The organism is Endozoicomonas numazuensis, assembly GCF_000722635.1.
Classification (GTDB): Bacteria; Pseudomonadota; Gammaproteobacteria; order Pseudomonadales; family Endozoicomonadaceae; genus Endozoicomonas_A; species Endozoicomonas_A numazuensis.
Window position 1 is genome coordinate 1 of the sequence record NZ_JOKH01000011.1, and the last position, 17,195, is coordinate 17,195.

Consider the following 17,195-nt stretch of genomic DNA (forward strand, 5'->3'; position numbering starts at 1 on the left):
GATTAAGCAGTCGGGTGTTGTTCGGCCCGAATAAATGGCATCAAAATAATCTATTGGATCGAACATTTATTAATGGTCAGCGGGAATTGCTGGCTTGCTGGACTCCCTGGAGCTTTCGAGGGCGGGCTATACCATTACGTTTGCTGTTTACAGCAACTTCCAGCCCCTCAAGCACACAGCGCTTTCGAGTTCTTTGCACGGTTTTTGTTGTGACACCACAGGTTTGACTGACTTGCAGCTCTGTAAGTTTTGATCCATTTTCGTCCAAAGCCAAAATGACTTGGGCGTGAATGCGTTTGTGTTTTGCAATGTTGTTTTGATGAATGATGTCCTTGAGCTGTTGTTGCTCAGCGGGGGATAAGAGTATGCGATAACGAGCTGGCATGGATAAAGTCCTGAACTGTGTCAGGGAAGAATGCCAGAATGGGAAATTCTGGCATTGTCATAAGACAAGTAATTTGTTTTTTTGTACTAGGGGTGATTAGAAACTCTCCGCCAATCAGCCAGATCTTCTTTTGTCTACCAGATGACAATTCGACCAGGCATAAAAAAACCCCGAAGCACAGAGCTGCAATTCGGAGGCCTTTTATCCGCTTAAGCAGAAACTTTATCGGCGGGATTTCTGCTTTTTCTTTTTATCGTCTTTCTTCTTGCCTTTCAGCTCAATAACTCGACGTTTATGAGTCACCTTGCGCTCTCCACCCGGATTCTTCTTATGAACCGCTTTGCGTTCTGCATAAGGATTCTCTGAAGAACGGAACTCAATCCGAATAGGAGTACCCATAATTTTGAGCACCTTCCTGAATGTATTTTCCAGATAGCGCTTATAGGCAGCAGGAACTTCCTCGGTCTGATTACCATGAATGATAATAGTAGGAGGGTTCATGGCACCGGCATGACAATATCTCAGCTTAATACGACGATTGCGAACCATTGGCGGCTGATGAATTTTGGTGGCATCTTCCAGAATTCGAGTCAACTGATTGGTAGACAGCTTACGCGTTGCACATTCATAAGCTTCATCAATGGATTCATAAAGGTGACCGACATTAGTTCCGTGCTTGGCAGAGATCATGTGAATACGAGCAAAATTAATGAATTCGAGTCTTCTGCCAAGCTCCTCCTTCACCTTTTTGCGCTCTTCTTCTTTCATGCCATCCCATTTGTTAATGGCAATCACTACGGCACGCCCAGCTTCCAGTACAAAGCCCAGAAGATGAAGATCCTGCTCCACTATACCTTCACGGGCATCAACGACCAGAACCACAACATTGGCATCTTCAATCGCCTGCAGGGTTTTGATCACTGAGAATTTTTCAGCCACTTCATGCACTTTCCCACGACGACGGACGCCTGCAGTATCAATCAGGGTGTAATCCTTACCAAAACGCTCATAAGGTATATACACACTGTCACGAGTAGTGCCCGCCTGGTCATAGACCACAACACGCTCTTCACCCAGAAGACGATTGACCAGTGTTGACTTACCTACATTCGGTCGTCCAACAATACCAATTTTGATGCCTCTGGCTTTGTCCTCTTCTGACTCATCTTCTTCAGACTCCTCAGTCTCAGGCCCCATGATTTCTTCGAGCACGCCTTCGATCATGCCCTTGACACCACGACCATGAACGGCGGCAATGTGAAAAGCCTCACCAAATCCGAGAACAGCAAAGTCTGCTTCTGCCTGATCAGCATCAACTGTATCAGTCTTATTCAGTACCAGATGGTATTGCTTGTTTTGTTTACGAAGGTGGGCAGCAATCATTTCGTCTGCTGCGGTCAGTCCAGCCCTGGCATCCACCAGAAACAGAACAATATCTGCCTCCTGGATAGCCGTCAGCGACTGCTCAGCCATAGCCGAATCTATACCTTCTTCATCGCCACTGATACCACCAGTATCAACAACAATATAGGGCCTGGAGCCCATTCTGCCTTCCCCGTATTTACGATCACGGGTAAGACCGGCCACATTGGCAACCAGAGCATCACGAGAGCGAGTCAATCGATTGAACAGCGTAGACTTGCCGACATTGGGACGCCCCACCAGGGCAATTACAGGAACCATACACTTCATTCCACAGGGGCTATAGGATACCCCCAAAGCTTTAGCCAGTTTCAGACAAACGACCAATTCAGAGGGAGCCGTCTGTCCCGGAATCTGCCTGGCTCAGACCTTGCGACCTGAAACCGACCCGATTCCTAGCATTCTAATAACAGAAAAAGGGCTGAACCCTGAGGTTCAGCCCGGCTTTAATTCTTTGCCAAACTAACGATTTAATTCAGCAATTTACTTTTGTTTCAGTGCAGTCAATGTACCGTTGGCACTGAGTACATACATGTAATCTCCGGAGACTACAGGAGGCGCCTTAATGGCTGAAGAGCCCGCCTTAAAGCGGCCCGCCATACCCCCGTCTACCTGAGACAACAAGTGCACATAACCATCAAGGTCACCAACTGCCACATAACTGCTAAAGGTTGCAGGAGCCGTCACCAGACGATATTCCAACTGATCCTGCCTCCAGCTTACCGCTCCACTCCGTTGATCCAGAGAGCTGACATAGCTACTTTCATCCGTCACATAGAGCGATCCGAAGCCTTCCGCAATCGATTTGTAGCTGGATAGCTCACGAGTCCAGCGAACCCGGCCACTGTACATATCCAGAGCGGCAGCATTGCCCTGAAAGCTGACCATAAAGAGATTATCTCCCACGATTAGGGGCTCAGCCTTAATATCAACCATCCTCTCCAGTTCAGAAGAACCTTTTGGAATGGAAACACGACTGTTCCACAGTGGAGTTCCATCGGATATTCTGAACGCTTTGGCTTCACCGTTGGAAAGCCCTACAAAGACCGCCTGACCTTCAATACGAGGAGTACTTGACCCTCTCAATGTCAGAGCTGGCTGCAGGTTTTCCTGATTCCAGAGCGCTTTGCCGGTTTCAGCATCCAGAGCGGTGATGGTATCGTCAATGCTCTGCACCAGAACAACACGACCATTGGTTTGTGGAGAAGAAATCACTTCACTGCTGACTCTGGCTTTCCAAAGCTGACTGCCGTCCTCTTCCTTCAAGGCAATGACATGACCGTCCAACGTTCCCAGAAGCAGCATTCCGGAGTCAGCTGTAATACCACCACCGACAGGTAATTCCAGCTCTTTCTTCCAGATTTCCTTACCGGTTTCACGGTTCAGAGCCACTACATTACCCTGAGCACCAACAGCATAAATCACGCCACCTGACACAGAAGGCACCAGTCGTTCATAACTGTCTTCAACACCTTTACCGATTCCCTTGGACCAGACCTCTTTGAGCTCAACATCCGGTTTGAATTCAGTCAGGGTTTTTGGCTTTCGGACTTCTTCCTCATCACCGGAAAACAAACTACAAGAAGCCAGTCCCAGTGCCAGGAAAACGATCAACAGTGATCTGATTATCCTCTCCATCCATTAGCCCTCTTTTACGTTAGCTGCCAGATCGTCCAATTTGAACTGCAGCAGAGGCCGGGACTCTCCGTTGTTACGGGCAGCGTCCAGTGCCTTTTCATAGGATTCACGTGCTTTATCTTTCTGGCCCATGGCCAGGAAAGCATCACCACGAACAGATTCAATGGTCGCTACAAAACCAGCTTCTGACTTGGCTTTAGCCAAAACATCCAATGCTGCCTGAGCATTATCCGCAGACTGACTCAACATCACTCTGGCCAGTCTGGCACGAGTCAGCAGTTCTACTTCCTGATCCGGCTTTTGACCCAGAACCCACTCAAGAGAGGCCCTTGCACCTTCGAGGTCATTATCCATCACCTGTTCACGAGCCTGAAACAGAGTAGCGAAAGCGGCATACTGAGAGCTTTCATAATCAGATTGCAGTGTCTCCACAACATGTTTCACCGTGGATTTCTGCTGATCTGACAGTGGCTGCCCCTGAGCTGTCTGGGTAGCATCCAGAAGACTCTGATAAAGCTGTGACGAAGCCGCAGCTGTTTCCAGCTGATTCTTCTGATAGGCCTTGTAACCAAAGATGGCTACGACCGTAATAGCGACACCAGCAACAACGGGCTTGCCGTATTCCTGCCAGAGATTTTTGAGCAGTTCTACTTCTTCTTCATCTGAGCGACTCACTCTTTACTCCTGAATTCGCTTTTTCAAAAATTCAATCACAGCAGAAATATCCATGTTTTCCTGCTCACCGTCTGTTAATAGAGGTTTAACGGATACTGTCTGATTGGCCAGTTCATCTTCTCCAATGATGAAGGCATAATCAGCCCCGCTATTAAAGGCCCGTTTCATCTGACCTTTGAAACCTCCACCGCAATTCACTTGAATGCGCACACCTGGCAGACCCGTTCTGATCTGTTCAATCATAGGCAGAGCTTTGGCACTCACGCCATCACCACGAGTCACTACCGCAACATCAACTGTTTTCTGAACCGACTCAGGAATCAGGTTCAGTGTTTCCAGCATCAATACCAAACGCTCGAGTCCCATGGCAAAACCAACCGCTGGAGTAGGCTTGCCACCAAGCAATTCAACCAGCGCATCGTATCGGCCACCACCGCAGACCGTTCCTTGTGCGCCAAGACTGTCTGTTATCCATTCAAACACGGTTCGACTGTAGTAATCCAGCCCACGAACCAGACGAGGATTTACAACATAGCGAACACCTGCCGCATCGAGGATGCTTTTCAGTGTTTCAAAATGTTCAGCAGACTCGGCATCCAGATAGTCATGCAATACCGGGGCATCAGCAACAATTTCCTGAGTACGCTTGTCCTTGCTATCAAGAATTCTCAAAGGGTTGATAGACAACCGGTTTCGACTGTCTTCATCCAGCTCCTGCTCGAACCCGGATAAGTACTCAACCAGCGCTTCACGATAGTGCTTTCGAGCTTCCAGTGTACCCAGAGTATTGAGCTCCAGGCGAACATGTTCATTAATACCCAGTTCTTTCCAGAGACGAGCCGTCAGCAAAATCAATTCTGCATCAATATCAGGGCCTGCCATACCAAAAGTTTCAACACTGAACTGATGAAACTGGCGATAGCGACCTTTCTGTGGACGCTCGTAACGGAACATCTGTCCCATCGTCCACAATCTTTGTGTCTGGTTATAAAGAAGACCATGCTGAATACCAGCACGCACACAACCAGCAGTCCCTTCCGGACGCAACGAAAGGCTCTCGCCATTGCGGTCTTCGAAGGTATACATTTCCTTTTCTACGATATCCGTACCCGCACCGATCCCACGACTGAACAGTGGGCTTGGCTCGACGACAGGCATCCTGATTTCACGATAACTGTAGGTCGCCATCAGGTTGCGGAGTCTGGATTCCAGATACTGCCAGGCAGGACTATATTCTGGCAGGATGTCGTTCATCCCGCGAATGGCTTGAAGTTGCTTTGCCAAGTTCTGACGTCCTCTCAATCCTCTACGTCGCCGCTGGTGAAGATAACTATGGCAGATAATGCCTGAAGCCTTCATATAGATCTGGCATCAAGTCTGCACCAAAAAGGTTATTCCAACGGCAAAAACGCCAACTATAACTTTTCCGGAGCCATGAGTACATGGCCGATGAATCTACTAGGAGGCTGACCGAGAATAGCGTCCGAGCATAAAATTCAGTAGAACGAGTCAGCTTTTTCACTGAATTTGTGCGAATAGTTGACCTATTTAAGCAAATTCAGTGGAAAAGATGGCCGTTCTTTCTGGATTTTAGGCCGGACTGTCTATTCTCGGACAGCCTCCTAGGGATGATACCTCTACAGGTTATCAATCAACTGGCATCCAAATACAGGCTGGCTACTTTGCGACCAGGCTCAGGCACTTTGACCGCCACTTCCCTGCCATCAAACTTGAGATCAGCCACCCCATTAACATTACCAAACCGGACCTGAACAGACGAAGGTACTTCCAACTCCAGATGAGTACCGGCTTTCTGAACATCGGTATAAAGAGCATTGCCGCTCATATCCTTAATCTGAACCCAGCAGTCTTCAGCAAACTGAATGGCCAACCTGACCAGAGAATCCCGATTCTTGGGGAGAGACTCTGTAGTATCCTGCAGAGTCTCAGGGGGTAGAATTGTTTCCGCACTGACCGATTCCGCCAGGCCTGGATCTTCTGCCTCTTCAGGCATCGAATCCACTTGAGACTCAAGTTCTGAATCCAACTCTGGCTCAATCACTTCAACTTCAGATTCGTCAAAATCAGCTTGAGCAGGCAAAAGCTCTTCTTCAGAAGGACTTTCAGGCTCAATGATCACCGGAGTTTGCTCCTGTGAGGTTATCTCTAACTCTGAAGACGCACGCTTGTCGGAGTTCCATCCGTAATAGCTGCCTGCCCCCACCAGAATCACGGTGAGCAGAGTCGCCCCCCAGGCTATAACCGGAGACATGTGCCTGCGATTGGTTACTGGTGCGCCGGCTTTCAAGTGAGGTGTATCGACGCCACTATTTCCGGTAAAACGATCGAAGTGATCAACCAGTTCATTATCTACCAACTCAAGAATTCGGGCATAACTTCTGACATAACCCCGGGCAAAAACCAGCCCTGGCAGTTTTTCAAATTCATTATGCTCAATAGCCAGTATGTAGGACTCTGGCACCTTAAGCCGGTCGGCCGCCTCTTCTACAGAAAGACCTGTTTTAAGCCTTGCCGCTTCCAGTACCTGACCTGGAGAGGCTTCTGAAGCCGTCTCCTGGCCTTTCTGACTGTTTCGCTCATCAGTACTCATAACCGCTTCTACTCCGCACTCCCTCTCCGGTGGAAGAAGGGAATAAACGCCCTAATTGCAAAGAATAACTGGCTGCAGCATCCTGATCGCCATTATTTCTGGCCAGGCGAATCCCCAGTTTCAGGGATCGTTCATTCTGACGAGAGAGGCGGGTAAAGACCTGATAGGACTGCCAGGCTTCACGAAACCTGCCCTGCTCCTCAAGTATTGCTGCTAATTCCAGACTTGCACGGGGTAAATTACTGTTCAATTTCAGAGCTTTGTCAAAATGCTCTGCTGCCAGAGATGATCGCCCTTGCCGCAAAGCCACCAGCCCAAGATTTTCATAAGCTCGGCTTCGACTGCCGTAACGCACATCTTCAGCGGCTTTTTCAAATTCGCGATAGGCATCCGCCAGACGGTTCTGGCTGAATAGAAAAACACCAAAATTATTATGTATTTCAGAAGAGTCAGAGTTCAGAGACAGGGCTTTTTTAAAGGATTCTTCTGCCAGACTGGCTTCTCCCTGGAGCTGATAAACCAGCCCAAGCATGCCATAGGCATCTGCAGATCGGGGTTGAATTTCCAACGCCCGATTGATCGGTTTGACCGCATTTTCGGTCAGTCCTTGTTGTACATATCCCCTGGCCAGTTCCAGGTAGCTACGGACGGCATCGCCCTCGTTGACAGGCTCAGGTCCACCGGTCGCCACACAGCCACTCAGGATGATACTGAACAAAACTGCACTGATTCTCAGTTTTGCGATCATGCTTCTCCCCGTCATTTAATCGTTTTGATCATCTGGCACATTTATACTTGGAAAACGCCACTCCAGCAGATCACTTGCCAGTACTTCATAGAGCTAACTACTCAGGAGACTATCTATAAGCAGACAGCGCCCAGAGAGTGTCATTTCCAGCGATTGGTAACGGAATATTAATTCATTTTCATTCTGGATCAGGAACTATCTTTGCGAGGAGCCTGTCGGACTTAAGCTTTCGAGCATGAAATTCAGTAGAGTGAGTCAGCTTTTTCGTTGAATTTGTGCGAATAGTTGACCTATTTAAGCAAAATCAACGAAAAAGATGGCCGCTCTTTCTGGATTTCAGGCCGAAATTGCCTTAAGTCCGACAGGCTCCGAGTGCACAGCGTCATGACTATTTCACCACGCCAGCACCAACACATTCCCTCAATATCACCATACTAAGTGAACCGGGATAGCCAAGGCCACAGAAATCTGGCCCTGACATCTATATTTCAGCCAACACGATCAGCTCAAGCCTGATTGAATCAGCCTGCCTCTGACTGACGAGCAGCGATATAACGCTCACTTCTTCGTGTTTTATCGGCAACCTGTCCCACCAGCTGCCCACAAGCGGCATCAATATCGTCACCACGAGTCCTGCGAACAGTTACATTAAAACCTGCTTCCTGCAACTGTTCCTGAAAACGACGTACCGCATTATTACTTGGACGCTCGTAACCAGAGTGCGGAAACGGATTAAAAGGAATCAGGTTGATTTTACAAGGAACGTTCTTCAACAGCTGGGTCAACTGAGTTGCATGCTCAGGCTGATCATTCACACCAGCCATCAATGTGTACTCGATAGTAACAACACGCTTGTCGGGAAGACCGCTCATATACTGGTCTATCGCATCCAACAGCTCAGCCAGAGGATATTTGCGATTGATAGGTACCAATACATTTCGTAATTCGTCATTGGGAGCATGGAGAGATACAGCCAGGGACACGTCGGTCACCTCACCCAGCTTGCGCAGAGCTGGAACAACACCCGATGTACTTAGTGTCACCCTTCGCTTTGACAAACCATAGCCGAGGTCGTCCATCATAAGATTCATGGCATCCACGACATTATCAAAGTTCATCAGGGGTTCACCCATACCCATCATCACCACATTGGTGATAGAGCGATCCTTCTTGGCAGGCACATTATTGAAATGACGCGCAGCAATCCAGACCTGACCAATAATTTCCGCGACCGTCAGGTCAGAGTTAAAGCCCTGTTTTCCGGTAGAGCAGAAGCTACAGTCCAGAGAACACCCTGCCTGAGAAGACACACAAAGAGTGCCTCGCTTTCCGTCCGGAATGTAGACAGTCTCAACACAACTGCCACTGGTTACCCTGACCACCCACTTACAGGTGCCGTCTTCAGAAAACTGACTACTGACTACTTCAGGCCCACGAACTTCAGCCACTTCTTTCAGCTTCTGCTTCAGAGTTTTGCTGATATTGGTCATTTCATCAAAGTTATCAACGCCATAGTGATGAATCCACTTGAGCATCTGCTCGGCGCGAAACTTCTTTTCACCAATGCTGAGAAAAAAATCCACCATCTTGCTGCGGGACAGATCCAACAGGTTGACTGGCGTATTCTGAACCTCACCGGTCTCAGCACTTACGGTGATCAATTCTGACATCTTAATACCTCAAAAAGCCATGAGCGTTAAATGTCGCCCAACAGCCAAGGGGCGGAAATGCACGGTTCCTGAATATGGAAATATATGCACACCTGAAATGGCTGCATTTTCATGATAAAAAATTTGAGCGCCATTAAACCACAATAGCCACGGCATTTTCATAGATAAAAATACAGGGCATACGCCCGAACCCTGCGGTTCAGGACGTATACCCTGTCATGTCATTATCTGGTGCGAGGACAAACGTCCGCTTCTTCAAAGAAGTAGGACACTTCTCTGGCAGCAGAAGTCGGAGAATCCGAACCATGCACAGCATTTTCATCAATAGTCTGAGCAAAATCTGCACGAATAGTTCCGGCAGCTGCATCAGCAGGGTTAGTAGCACCCATCAGATCACGGTGATGAGCTACGGCGTTTTCACCTTCCAGTACAGATACAACTACTGGACCCGAAGTCATGAATGCCACCAGATCTTTAAAGAAAGGACGCTCTTTATGCTCAGCATAAAAACCTTCTGCTTTCTCTTGGCTCAGGTGAACCATGCGGGATCCAACTACCTTCAGGCCGGCTTTTTCAAATCGGCTATAAATCTCGCCAATGACATTTTTAGCAACAGCGTCAGGCTTGATAATTGACAAAGTGCGCTCTACGGCCATTACACTCTCCAAACGTTCTTTTTTTGGCCCAAAATGGGTCAAGTTTATAATTCATAGCGCTACCACCAGTCATTGGGGGAGCTTGGGCCGCATTGTAAACGATCACTATCCCACTGTCAGTCTTATCCGCAAAATCAGCCAAGATAAAACTGATCGCATCTATCAAGATTCAAGACGCTATTCAACTTCCTCAATCCAGGCCGCCTGAATAGCTTCCAGAATTTTTTCGCCACAGCGTTCCGGATTATCATCAAAATCTTCCAGAGCAATCACCCACGCTCTCAAATCGACAAAGTTAACAAATTTGGGATCAACACTCGGGTGAATATCAGCCAATTCAGCAGCAATATCGTAGATGTCTGTCCACCTCATAGCTTTTCTTCCTTCTTATAAATGACAATCAACACAGTAGATAAGAAAAAAGAGACTCATAGAGCCTCTTTACCAATCGAACAGAATTCAGTGCTTTTCTGACACCTGATTAATGGTGTACTTTGGAATTTCTACCACCAGGTTTTCTTCAGAAACCACCGACTGACAGCTCAACCGTGACTCAGGTTCCAAACCCCAGGCTCTATCCAGCAAATCTTCTTCCAGCTCATCAGCCTCATCCATGCTGTCAAAACCTTCACGAACAACCACATGACAGGTCGTACAGGCACAGGATTTTTCGCAGGCATGCTCAATCTCAATACCGTTAGCCAGAGCGGCATCACACACCGTCACACCCGGCTCTACCTCAATCACAGCCCCTTCCGGACAAATTTCATCGTGGGGCAGAAATACGATCTGCGGCATTTTCAGGACTCCTTGAATTCGTCAATCTTGTGACCCGAGAGTGCTTTACGAATACCCGAATTCATTCGACGGGCAGCAAACTCATCACTAGCCTTGCTGATACGTTCAATTTCCAGCTTGATTGCCTCTGCACTGCCCGAACGTTTCACTTCGCCCAGGTTTTCAAGGTCAGCCACCAGCCGGTTAAACTCATCTTCACTTAACAGTTCACGCCCATCTGCCTTGAGCGCCGTATCCAGAGCCTCCACCAGACGATCAGCCTCAACTTCCTGCTCTCGCAGCTTCCTGGCATCCCGATCTTCTTCAGCACTGGTCATGGATTCTTTCAGCATGCGAGCAATTTCATCATCAGTCAGACCATAAGAGGGCTTAACCTGCACACTGCTTTTGACACCCGTCGCCATTTCTTCGGCCGAAACATCCAACAGACCATCAGCGTCAACTTGAAACGTTACACGGATCTTGGCGGCACCTGCTGGCAGAGGCGGAATACCTCTCAATTCAAAGCGCGCCAGCGAACGATTATCACTTACCAGCTCACGCTCTCCCTGAAGCACCTGAATAGCCATAGCAGTCTGACCATCCTTGTAAGTAGTGAACTCCTGGGCCCTGCTCACAGGGATTGTTGTGTTTCTATGGATCACTTTTTCCATCAGCCCGCCCATTGTCTCAAGGCCAAGGGACAGAGGAATCACATCCAACAGCAACATATCTTCGGCAGACTTGTTTCCTGCCAGGACGTTGGCCTGCTGAGCCGCTCCAATGGCTACAACCCGATCCGGATCAATGGACGTCAAAGGGTTTTTACCGGAGAATTCAGCGACCGATTCACGAACCAAAGGTACACGGGTAGAACCACCCACCATGACCACTTCGTGAATTTCTTCCGCCTTGATACCCGCATCACGCAGAGCGCGCTTGAAAGATCTGATGGTTCTGGTGACCAGAGGCTTAACTAATTCATTAAACTGAACGCGTGACAACTCCCCCTGCCAACCATTAAACGTTACTTCAACATTGTCAGCATTCGTCAGGGCTTCTTTTACACGACAGGCTTCTATCATGACAGCCCTGTGGCTGCCACTATCCAGGTCGCTTTCAGCAACAGAAGCACATTCCAGAATCCATTGAGCCACCTCCTTATCAAAGTCATCACCACCCAGCGCTGTATCACCACCGGTCGCCATGACTTCAAACACACCTTTTTGCAATCTTAGAACAGAGATATCAAACGTCCCCCCTCCCAGATCATAAACAGCAATAACACCTTCAGTCCCTTCATCCAGACCATAGGCAACTGCCGCAGCAGTAGGCTCATTTAAAAGACGATAAACGTGCAAACCTGCGAGTTTTGCTGCATCTTTGGTTGCCTGACGCTGAGCGTCATCAAAGTATGCCGGCACAGTTATAACCGCACCATCCAGCTCACCACCAAGACTGTCTCTGGCGCGCTCAGCCAGAGCACGCAAAATCTCAGCAGACACTTCAACCGGACTGACTGCACCGCGACGGGTTTCAATCAAAGGCATGCTGCTTTCTGACTGAACAAAGTGATAAGGCATCACTTCGCCCAACGTATTAACATCTTCCAGACCACGCCCCATCAATCGTTTGATAGAAACGATAGTATTGAAAGAATCGTCAATTACGTGAGGCTTGGCGACCAAACCAACCTCCACGCCCTGTTCTGAATACCGCACAATAGAAGGCAGGATGTGCTGACCATCATAATCTGGCAGTGTTTCTGCAGAACCAGACCTGACCGTTGCCACCAATGAATTGGTAGTACCCAGATCAATGCCTACTGCACGTTTTTGCTGATGAGGTTCCGGAGCCAGCCCGGGTTCAGATATCTGAAGAAGTGCCATATTCGATTCTCAATCATCCAGGAGCTCGGATTCCAGCTGTTCCAGTTCGTTAGACAGCTTTACCATAAATTGCATTTTTTGAACGACAGCCGAAGCCTGCTTAAGAGAAGCCTCATCCCCTTTTTGCCAAAGGAATGCAAAATCATTCTGATAATCAGTGACGGATTGATCCACCTGAGCCATCAGCCGATCCAGTTCTGCCTCCGGGTCCTGATGCTCACGCACTTCGCTGACAGCTTCCCTCAGCTCCATTTGCTCCATCAGAAATACGGTATCCATCACCGTATTATTCTCCAGATCAACGGGGTGACCCGCCAGTTCCAGCAGGTAGAGTGCACGTTTAAGGGGTGATTTCAGGGTTTCAAGCCCTTCATTAACATAGGCCGCATATTGGACTGCGATCCTCTGTTGTCGCTCACCCTCACCCGCAAAACGGTCAGGATGAACTGACTTCTGCAGCTCACGATACCGCTCGGATAACAACGCCTGATTGACCTGAAACTCGACAGGCAACTGAAACAGTTCGAAAAAATTCTTAGTTAAATCGACCACGATACCGGACATTCCGAATGAGTGGAGGCCGGAACAACGCTGCCTGATGAACAGCAACAGATATCCCGGTAGTTATTCTGCTTCGCAGCCTGGAAAACTGGCCAAGAGCGGTCAGCACTCCTACCTTTCAACGACAAAAAGTCCTTCATCACCTGAGTGACGAAAGACTTTTTAAGCGTATTCAAATACGAGCGGGCTCAAGCTGCATGTATCTCACTGTACGTCGGAGTTCAAACGTTAAAGCTCTCACCACAACCACACTCGCTGGATGCGTTCGGGTTGTTAAACTGAAAGCCTTCATTTAACCCTTCCTTGACAAAATCAAGCTCTGTGCCGTCAAGGTAGACCAGACTTTTCTGGTCAGAGTAAATGTTGACGCCCTGACTCTCGAAAGCCAGCTCATCATTTGACGCCTCATCTACGAACTCCAGCACATAAGCCATGCCCGAACAGCCAGAGGTGCGCACCGCAACACGGATACCAACCCCCCTGCCGCGTTTTTCCAGTTGATCCCTTATATGCCGGGCTGCGGCTTCTGTCATGGTGATCGCCATGAGATACTCCAACTCAATACATAAGTCCAATAGATCAGATCATTCACGAATGAATGCAACTCATCCGTGGATCAGGCTGCAGATTCGTCGTGCTTGGTACGATAATCGTCAATCGCCGCCTTGATCGCATCTTCAGCCAGTACTGAACAGTGGATCTTCACAGGAGGAAGAGCCAGCTCTTCAGCAATATCCGTGTTCTTGATATCGGCTGCTTCTTCCAGCGTCTTGCCTTTCATCCATTCCGTTGCCAGAGAGCTGGAAGCAATCGCAGAGCCACACCCGTAGGTTTTAAAACGGGCATCTTCAATCACACCTTCGTCGCTGACCTGGATCTGAAGACGCATAACGTCACCACAGGCTGGTGCGCCGACCATGCCGGTACCTACCTTTTCAGATTTGTCATCCAGCTTGCCGACATTGCGAGGGTTCTCGTAGTGATCGATAACCTTTTCACTGTAAGCCATGATATTTTCCTCCCACCCAAATCGATATTAGTGCGCTACCCACTGAACAGTGTTCAGATCAACGCCATCCTTATACATGTCCCACAGAGGTGACAACTCACGCAGCTTTTCTACGGCCTGTCTTACCTGGGTGGCGGCATAATCCACTTCTTCAGCCGTTGTGAAACGACCAAAACTGAAACGCAGGGAACTGTGAGCCAATTCATCGACAACCCCGAGTGCACGCAGCACATAGGACGGCTCCAGACTGGCAGAAGTACAAGCCGAACCGGAAGATACTGCAATGTCTTTCAGAGACATGATCAGAGACTCGCCCTCAACAAATGCAAAGCTGACGTTGAGGTTGCCGGGAACACGACGCTCCAGGCTGCCATTCACATGCACTTCTTCCATATCAGAAATACTGTTTAAGAAGCGCTGACGCAGCATCAGGCTATGCTCGTTATCAATCGCCATTTCTTCTTTGGCAATTCTGGCTGCTTCACCGATACCCACAATCTGGTGAGTTGGCAGAGTGCCTGAACGCATGCCTCGCTCATGACCACCGCCATGAATCTGTGCTTCGATACGAACACGCGGCTTGCGTCGCACATAAAGCACACCAATGCCTTTAGGGCCATACATTTTATGGCCAGAAACTGACAACAGATCCACCTTGAGTGTCTCCATGTCGATCGGCAGCTTACCTACACTCTGAGCTGCATCCACATGGAACATTATTTTTTTAGCGCGGGTCAGTTCACCAATAGCTTCAATATCCGTGACCACACCAATCTCATTATTGACGTGCATCAGGCTGACCAGAATAGTATCATCACGCAGCGCATTACTGACCTGTTCAGGGGTAATCACCCCTTCAGAGTCTGGCTCAAGGTAGGTAACTTCATAACCTTCGCGCTCCAGCTGACGACAGGTGTCCAGAACCGCTTTGTGCTCAATTTTGGAAGTAATGATGTGCTTGCCCTTCTTACTGTAGAAGTGGGCAACACCTTTGATGGCCAGGTTGTCAGACTCAGTAGCACCTGATGTCCAGACAATTTCACGAGGATCAGCATTCAGAAGATCAGCAACTTGCCTGCGTGCATTCTCAACAGCTTCTTCTGCTTTCCAGCCGAATACATGTGAACGGGATGCAGGGTTACCGAAGTTGCCTTCTGACAACAGACATTGACTCATCTTCTCAGCAACACGAGGATCACACGGAGTAGTCGCTGAATAATCAAGGTAAATAGGTAGTTTCATCCCGTACATCTCCAGGCGCTCGAAGCCATATGTCGTTCGAGTCGCTCAAGGTGTTTAGCCGCTCAGGCTGTTTGTCCCTGCGATCAAAAAGCTATCCCCTCATCAAAGAAGACTATTGATCGCGCTCTTGTTTTTCAGTTCCTGCTGTTCATCCTGGCGGACTGCAACATTCTGAACTTCACGTCTGGCTACCAGATCAGCAAGACTGATACCACTGAGGAACTCGTGGATTTGCTGACTGAGGTCATGCCAGAGATCATGGGTAAGGCATTTGACCCCCTTCTGACAGGAACCACTGCCGTGACATCGGGTGGCATCGACCGATTCGTTGACCGCATCAATCACTTCAGCCACATAGATTTCATCAACATCACGACTCAGACGGTAACCACCGCCAGGACCCCGAACACTGCACACCAGCTCTCCTCGACGGAGCCGTGAGAACAGCTGCTCCAGATAAGACAGCGATATACCCTGACGCTCGGAAATATCAGCCAGAGCCACAGGACCTTCACCTGCATGAAGAGCCAGGTCCAACATAGCGGTCACGGCATAACGCCCTTTCGTTGTTAATCGCATGCTGGCACCATCTCCGAACCATCCGACCAGAGCCGGCGTTATCTAAAGAATCCAATCTACTGATTCTGCCACTTGTCCCCGCAGCAGCTTCGCCCCACGTGAACCAAAAACCAGGGCAGGACGAGTATTCGAGCGGATTATGAAATACCTGAGTAATTTAGTCAAGTATTATAAATGATAGCGTGAGAGGGCCATTTTCGCCTGAAAATAAGGCTGAAATGAAAAGGGGATGGGAAGAGTCAGTCAACGAATGAAGTTACGCTAACAGATACCACTATTTAGTATTGGCGAGCCACCTCATACTAAAAAGCCTTCTAAAAATGCGACGGCTTATAAGCCGTCGCTATTGTATACAAGAGGTGTTACGCATCCAAGTAAAATCACGGATGTGAAACCGTTTCACCCTCAGCGTCTGACTTCACGCTTGCAAAATCCTCTTCTCTCAACTCTGGAAGTTGCTTGTCACCACAGTCAAGACCTCGCTCCCTGAGCGTCAGACAAAGCTTTTCGATCCGCCCATCAACCGCCTGCATATGATCCAGCATTGCCGAGATCGCATTAGCGGTCGGGTCTGGCATATCCTCAGTGACGGCATAGGCATCAAAACCTATTTTTTCAGCCATCTTCTGGCGTCGACAGTCCACTTCTTCACGCTTCTTAACGATACGCCCGGGAATACCAACTACTGTCGCACCGTCAGGCACTTCACGAACAACAACAGAGTTTGAACCAATTTTGGCATTTGCCCCTACAACGAAGGGGCCCAACACTTTAGCCCCTGCCCCTACTACAACACCCTCCATAAGAGTCGGATGCCGTTTACCTCGGTTGGCAGGGTGCTCCTTACCCCTGTTAGGCGACGTCCCTCCAAGAGTCACTCCATGATAAAGTGTTACGTCGTCATGAATAATGGCGGTTTCACCAATGACTACACCCATTCCGTGATCTATAAAAAAACGTCGACCAATAGTCGCACCCGGGTGTATTTCTATACCCGTTAGCCAGCGACTGAATGTGGACAGTGTTCGACCCAGCCAACAGAACCCTGACTTCCAGATCTTGTGTGCTGCACGGTGCAATAATAAAGCATGAAGTCCCGGATAGTTGGTAAGAACCTCAAAGGTGCCCCGAGCTGCGGGATCACGCTCCATAACAGTTCTTATATCTTCTTTTAAACGTTCAAACATGGGTCAAATCGTCACTTGCTTCTTCTGGATTCCACAGATTGTTATTCTTTACTACGAAAATGCAGCTCTATTAAACCCTGTAACCATTTCATGTTTCGGGGTGAGGTGCACTTCCTGCTCATGGCTGTTTATCCTGAAAAACATCT

At 48.7% G+C, this 17,195-nt stretch carries 18 protein-coding genes; all 18 read right to left on the reverse strand.

Annotated features, from left to right (window positions below):
- Positions 1-76: 76 nt before the first annotated feature.
- The gene (locus GZ78_RS25840; RefSeq protein WP_034842947.1) at positions 77-385 is read right to left on the reverse strand and encodes a helix-turn-helix domain-containing protein; all 309 of its coding nucleotides are present in this window, start codon (positions 383-385) and stop codon (positions 77-79) included.
- A 222-nt stretch (positions 386-607) separates the two neighbouring features.
- Entirely contained in the window at positions 608-2,068 is a 1,461-nt protein-coding gene (gene der / locus GZ78_RS25845) for a ribosome biogenesis GTPase Der (protein WP_034843059.1), read from the reverse strand.
- 222 nt (positions 2,069-2,290) lie between these two features.
- A complete protein-coding gene (bamB, locus tag GZ78_RS25850; RefSeq protein ID WP_034842950.1) occupies positions 2,291-3,445 on the reverse strand; it encodes an outer membrane protein assembly factor BamB in 1,155 nt (384 codons plus the stop codon).
- Between the two features lie 3 nt (positions 3,446-3,448).
- Complete coding sequence (locus tag GZ78_RS25855; RefSeq protein WP_034842953.1) at positions 3,449-4,120, reverse strand: YfgM family protein; 672 nt, start codon at positions 4,118-4,120, stop codon at positions 3,449-3,451.
- A gap of 3 nt (positions 4,121-4,123) precedes the next feature.
- Positions 4,124-5,404: a histidine--tRNA ligase gene (gene hisS / locus GZ78_RS25860; RefSeq protein ID WP_201772807.1), complete on the reverse strand. Its 1,281-nt coding sequence runs from the start codon at positions 5,402-5,404 to the stop codon at positions 4,124-4,126.
- Positions 5,405-5,771: 367 nt separating this feature from the next.
- Positions 5,772-6,731, reverse strand: a complete 960-nt coding sequence (locus tag GZ78_RS25865) for a helix-turn-helix domain-containing protein (RefSeq protein WP_034842958.1) — start codon at positions 6,729-6,731, stop codon at positions 5,772-5,774.
- Positions 6,721-7,479, reverse strand: a complete 759-nt coding sequence (pilW, locus tag GZ78_RS25870; RefSeq protein WP_051786568.1) for a type IV pilus biogenesis/stability protein PilW — start codon at positions 7,477-7,479, stop codon at positions 6,721-6,723. The genes GZ78_RS25865 and pilW overlap by 11 nt, the downstream gene beginning before the upstream one ends.
- A 521-nt stretch (positions 7,480-8,000) precedes the next feature.
- Entirely contained in the window at positions 8,001-9,149 is a 1,149-nt protein-coding gene (rlmN, locus tag GZ78_RS25875) for a 23S rRNA (adenine(2503)-C(2))-methyltransferase RlmN (protein WP_051786569.1), read from the reverse strand.
- Positions 9,150-9,373: 224 nt separating this feature from the next.
- On the reverse strand, positions 9,374-9,805 hold the full coding sequence (gene ndk, locus GZ78_RS25880) for a nucleoside-diphosphate kinase (RefSeq protein WP_034842962.1): 432 nt from the start codon (positions 9,803-9,805) through the stop codon (positions 9,374-9,376).
- A gap of 177 nt (positions 9,806-9,982) precedes the next feature.
- Positions 9,983-10,177, reverse strand: coding sequence for a Fe-S cluster assembly protein IscX (gene iscX, locus GZ78_RS25885; protein ID WP_034842964.1), 195 nt, complete (start codon positions 10,175-10,177; stop codon positions 9,983-9,985).
- Between the two features lie 87 nt (positions 10,178-10,264).
- A complete protein-coding gene (gene fdx / locus GZ78_RS25890) occupies positions 10,265-10,603 on the reverse strand; it encodes an ISC system 2Fe-2S type ferredoxin (protein ID WP_034842966.1) in 339 nt (112 codons plus the stop codon).
- Positions 10,604-10,605: 2 nt separating this feature from the next.
- Positions 10,606-12,471 carry a Fe-S protein assembly chaperone HscA gene (hscA, locus tag GZ78_RS25895; protein WP_034842969.1) on the reverse strand — a complete coding sequence of 622 codons (1,866 nt, stop codon included), beginning with the start codon at positions 12,469-12,471 and terminating at the stop codon, positions 10,606-10,608.
- Positions 12,472-12,480: 9 nt separating this feature from the next.
- A complete protein-coding gene (hscB, locus tag GZ78_RS25900) occupies positions 12,481-13,023 on the reverse strand; it encodes a Fe-S protein assembly co-chaperone HscB (protein WP_236631701.1) in 543 nt (180 codons plus the stop codon).
- A gap of 230 nt (positions 13,024-13,253) precedes the next feature.
- Entirely contained in the window at positions 13,254-13,577 is a 324-nt protein-coding gene (gene iscA / locus GZ78_RS25905) for an iron-sulfur cluster assembly protein IscA (protein ID WP_034842975.1), read from the reverse strand.
- Between the two features lie 71 nt (positions 13,578-13,648).
- Positions 13,649-14,041 (reverse strand): Fe-S cluster assembly scaffold IscU, encoded by a 393-nt coding sequence (gene iscU, locus GZ78_RS25910; RefSeq protein ID WP_034842977.1) that lies wholly within the window; start codon positions 14,039-14,041, stop codon positions 13,649-13,651.
- A gap of 27 nt (positions 14,042-14,068) precedes the next feature.
- Positions 14,069-15,283 (reverse strand): IscS subfamily cysteine desulfurase, encoded by a 1,215-nt coding sequence (locus GZ78_RS25915; RefSeq protein WP_034842980.1) that lies wholly within the window; start codon positions 15,281-15,283, stop codon positions 14,069-14,071.
- 102 nt (positions 15,284-15,385) lie between these two features.
- A complete protein-coding gene (gene iscR, locus GZ78_RS25920; RefSeq protein ID WP_034842983.1) occupies positions 15,386-15,862 on the reverse strand; it encodes a Fe-S cluster assembly transcriptional regulator IscR in 477 nt (158 codons plus the stop codon).
- A 380-nt stretch (positions 15,863-16,242) separates the two neighbouring features.
- Positions 16,243-17,049 carry a serine O-acetyltransferase gene (gene cysE, locus GZ78_RS25925; protein ID WP_034842985.1) on the reverse strand — a complete coding sequence of 269 codons (807 nt, stop codon included), beginning with the start codon at positions 17,047-17,049 and terminating at the stop codon, positions 16,243-16,245.
- Positions 17,050-17,195 lie beyond the last annotated feature (146 nt).

What these genes read in the sequence shown, in the direction of transcription:
- iscA (WP_034842975.1), bottom strand. Translation starts at nt 13,577, where the DNA reads ATGGCGATCACCATGACAGAAGCCGCAGCCCGGCATATAAGGGATCAA.
- hscA (WP_034842969.1), bottom strand. Translation starts at nt 12,471, where the DNA reads ATGGCACTTCTTCAGATATCTGAACCCGGGCTGGCTCCGGAACCTCAT.
- GZ78_RS25865 (WP_034842958.1), bottom strand. Translation starts at nt 6,731, where the DNA reads ATGAGTACTGATGAGCGAAACAGTCAGAAAGGCCAGGAGACGGCTTCA.
- cysE (WP_034842985.1), bottom strand. Translation starts at nt 17,049, where the DNA reads ATGTTTGAACGTTTAAAAGAAGATATAAGAACTGTTATGGAGCGTGAT.
- iscU (WP_034842977.1), bottom strand. Translation starts at nt 14,041, where the DNA reads ATGGCTTACAGTGAAAAGGTTATCGATCACTACGAGAACCCTCGCAAT.
- pilW (WP_051786568.1), bottom strand. Translation starts at nt 7,479, where the DNA reads ATGATCGCAAAACTGAGAATCAGTGCAGTTTTGTTCAGTATCATCCTG.
- GZ78_RS25915 (WP_034842980.1), bottom strand. Translation starts at nt 15,283, where the DNA reads ATGAAACTACCTATTTACCTTGATTATTCAGCGACTACTCCGTGTGAT.
- iscX (WP_034842964.1), bottom strand. Translation starts at nt 10,177, where the DNA reads ATGAGGTGGACAGACATCTACGATATTGCTGCTGAATTGGCTGATATT.
- bamB (WP_034842950.1), bottom strand. Translation starts at nt 3,445, where the DNA reads ATGGAGAGGATAATCAGATCACTGTTGATCGTTTTCCTGGCACTGGGA.
- der (WP_034843059.1), bottom strand. Translation starts at nt 2,068, where the DNA reads ATGGTTCCTGTAATTGCCCTGGTGGGGCGTCCCAATGTCGGCAAGTCT.
- rlmN (WP_051786569.1), bottom strand. Translation starts at nt 9,149, where the DNA reads ATGTCAGAATTGATCACCGTAAGTGCTGAGACCGGTGAGGTTCAGAAT.
- iscR (WP_034842983.1), bottom strand. Translation starts at nt 15,862, where the DNA reads ATGCGATTAACAACGAAAGGGCGTTATGCCGTGACCGCTATGTTGGAC.
- ndk (WP_034842962.1), bottom strand. Translation starts at nt 9,805, where the DNA reads ATGGCCGTAGAGCGCACTTTGTCAATTATCAAGCCTGACGCTGTTGCT.
- GZ78_RS25840 (WP_034842947.1), bottom strand. Translation starts at nt 385, where the DNA reads ATGCCAGCTCGTTATCGCATACTCTTATCCCCCGCTGAGCAACAACAG.
- fdx (WP_034842966.1), bottom strand. Translation starts at nt 10,603, where the DNA reads ATGCCGCAGATCGTATTTCTGCCCCACGATGAAATTTGTCCGGAAGGG.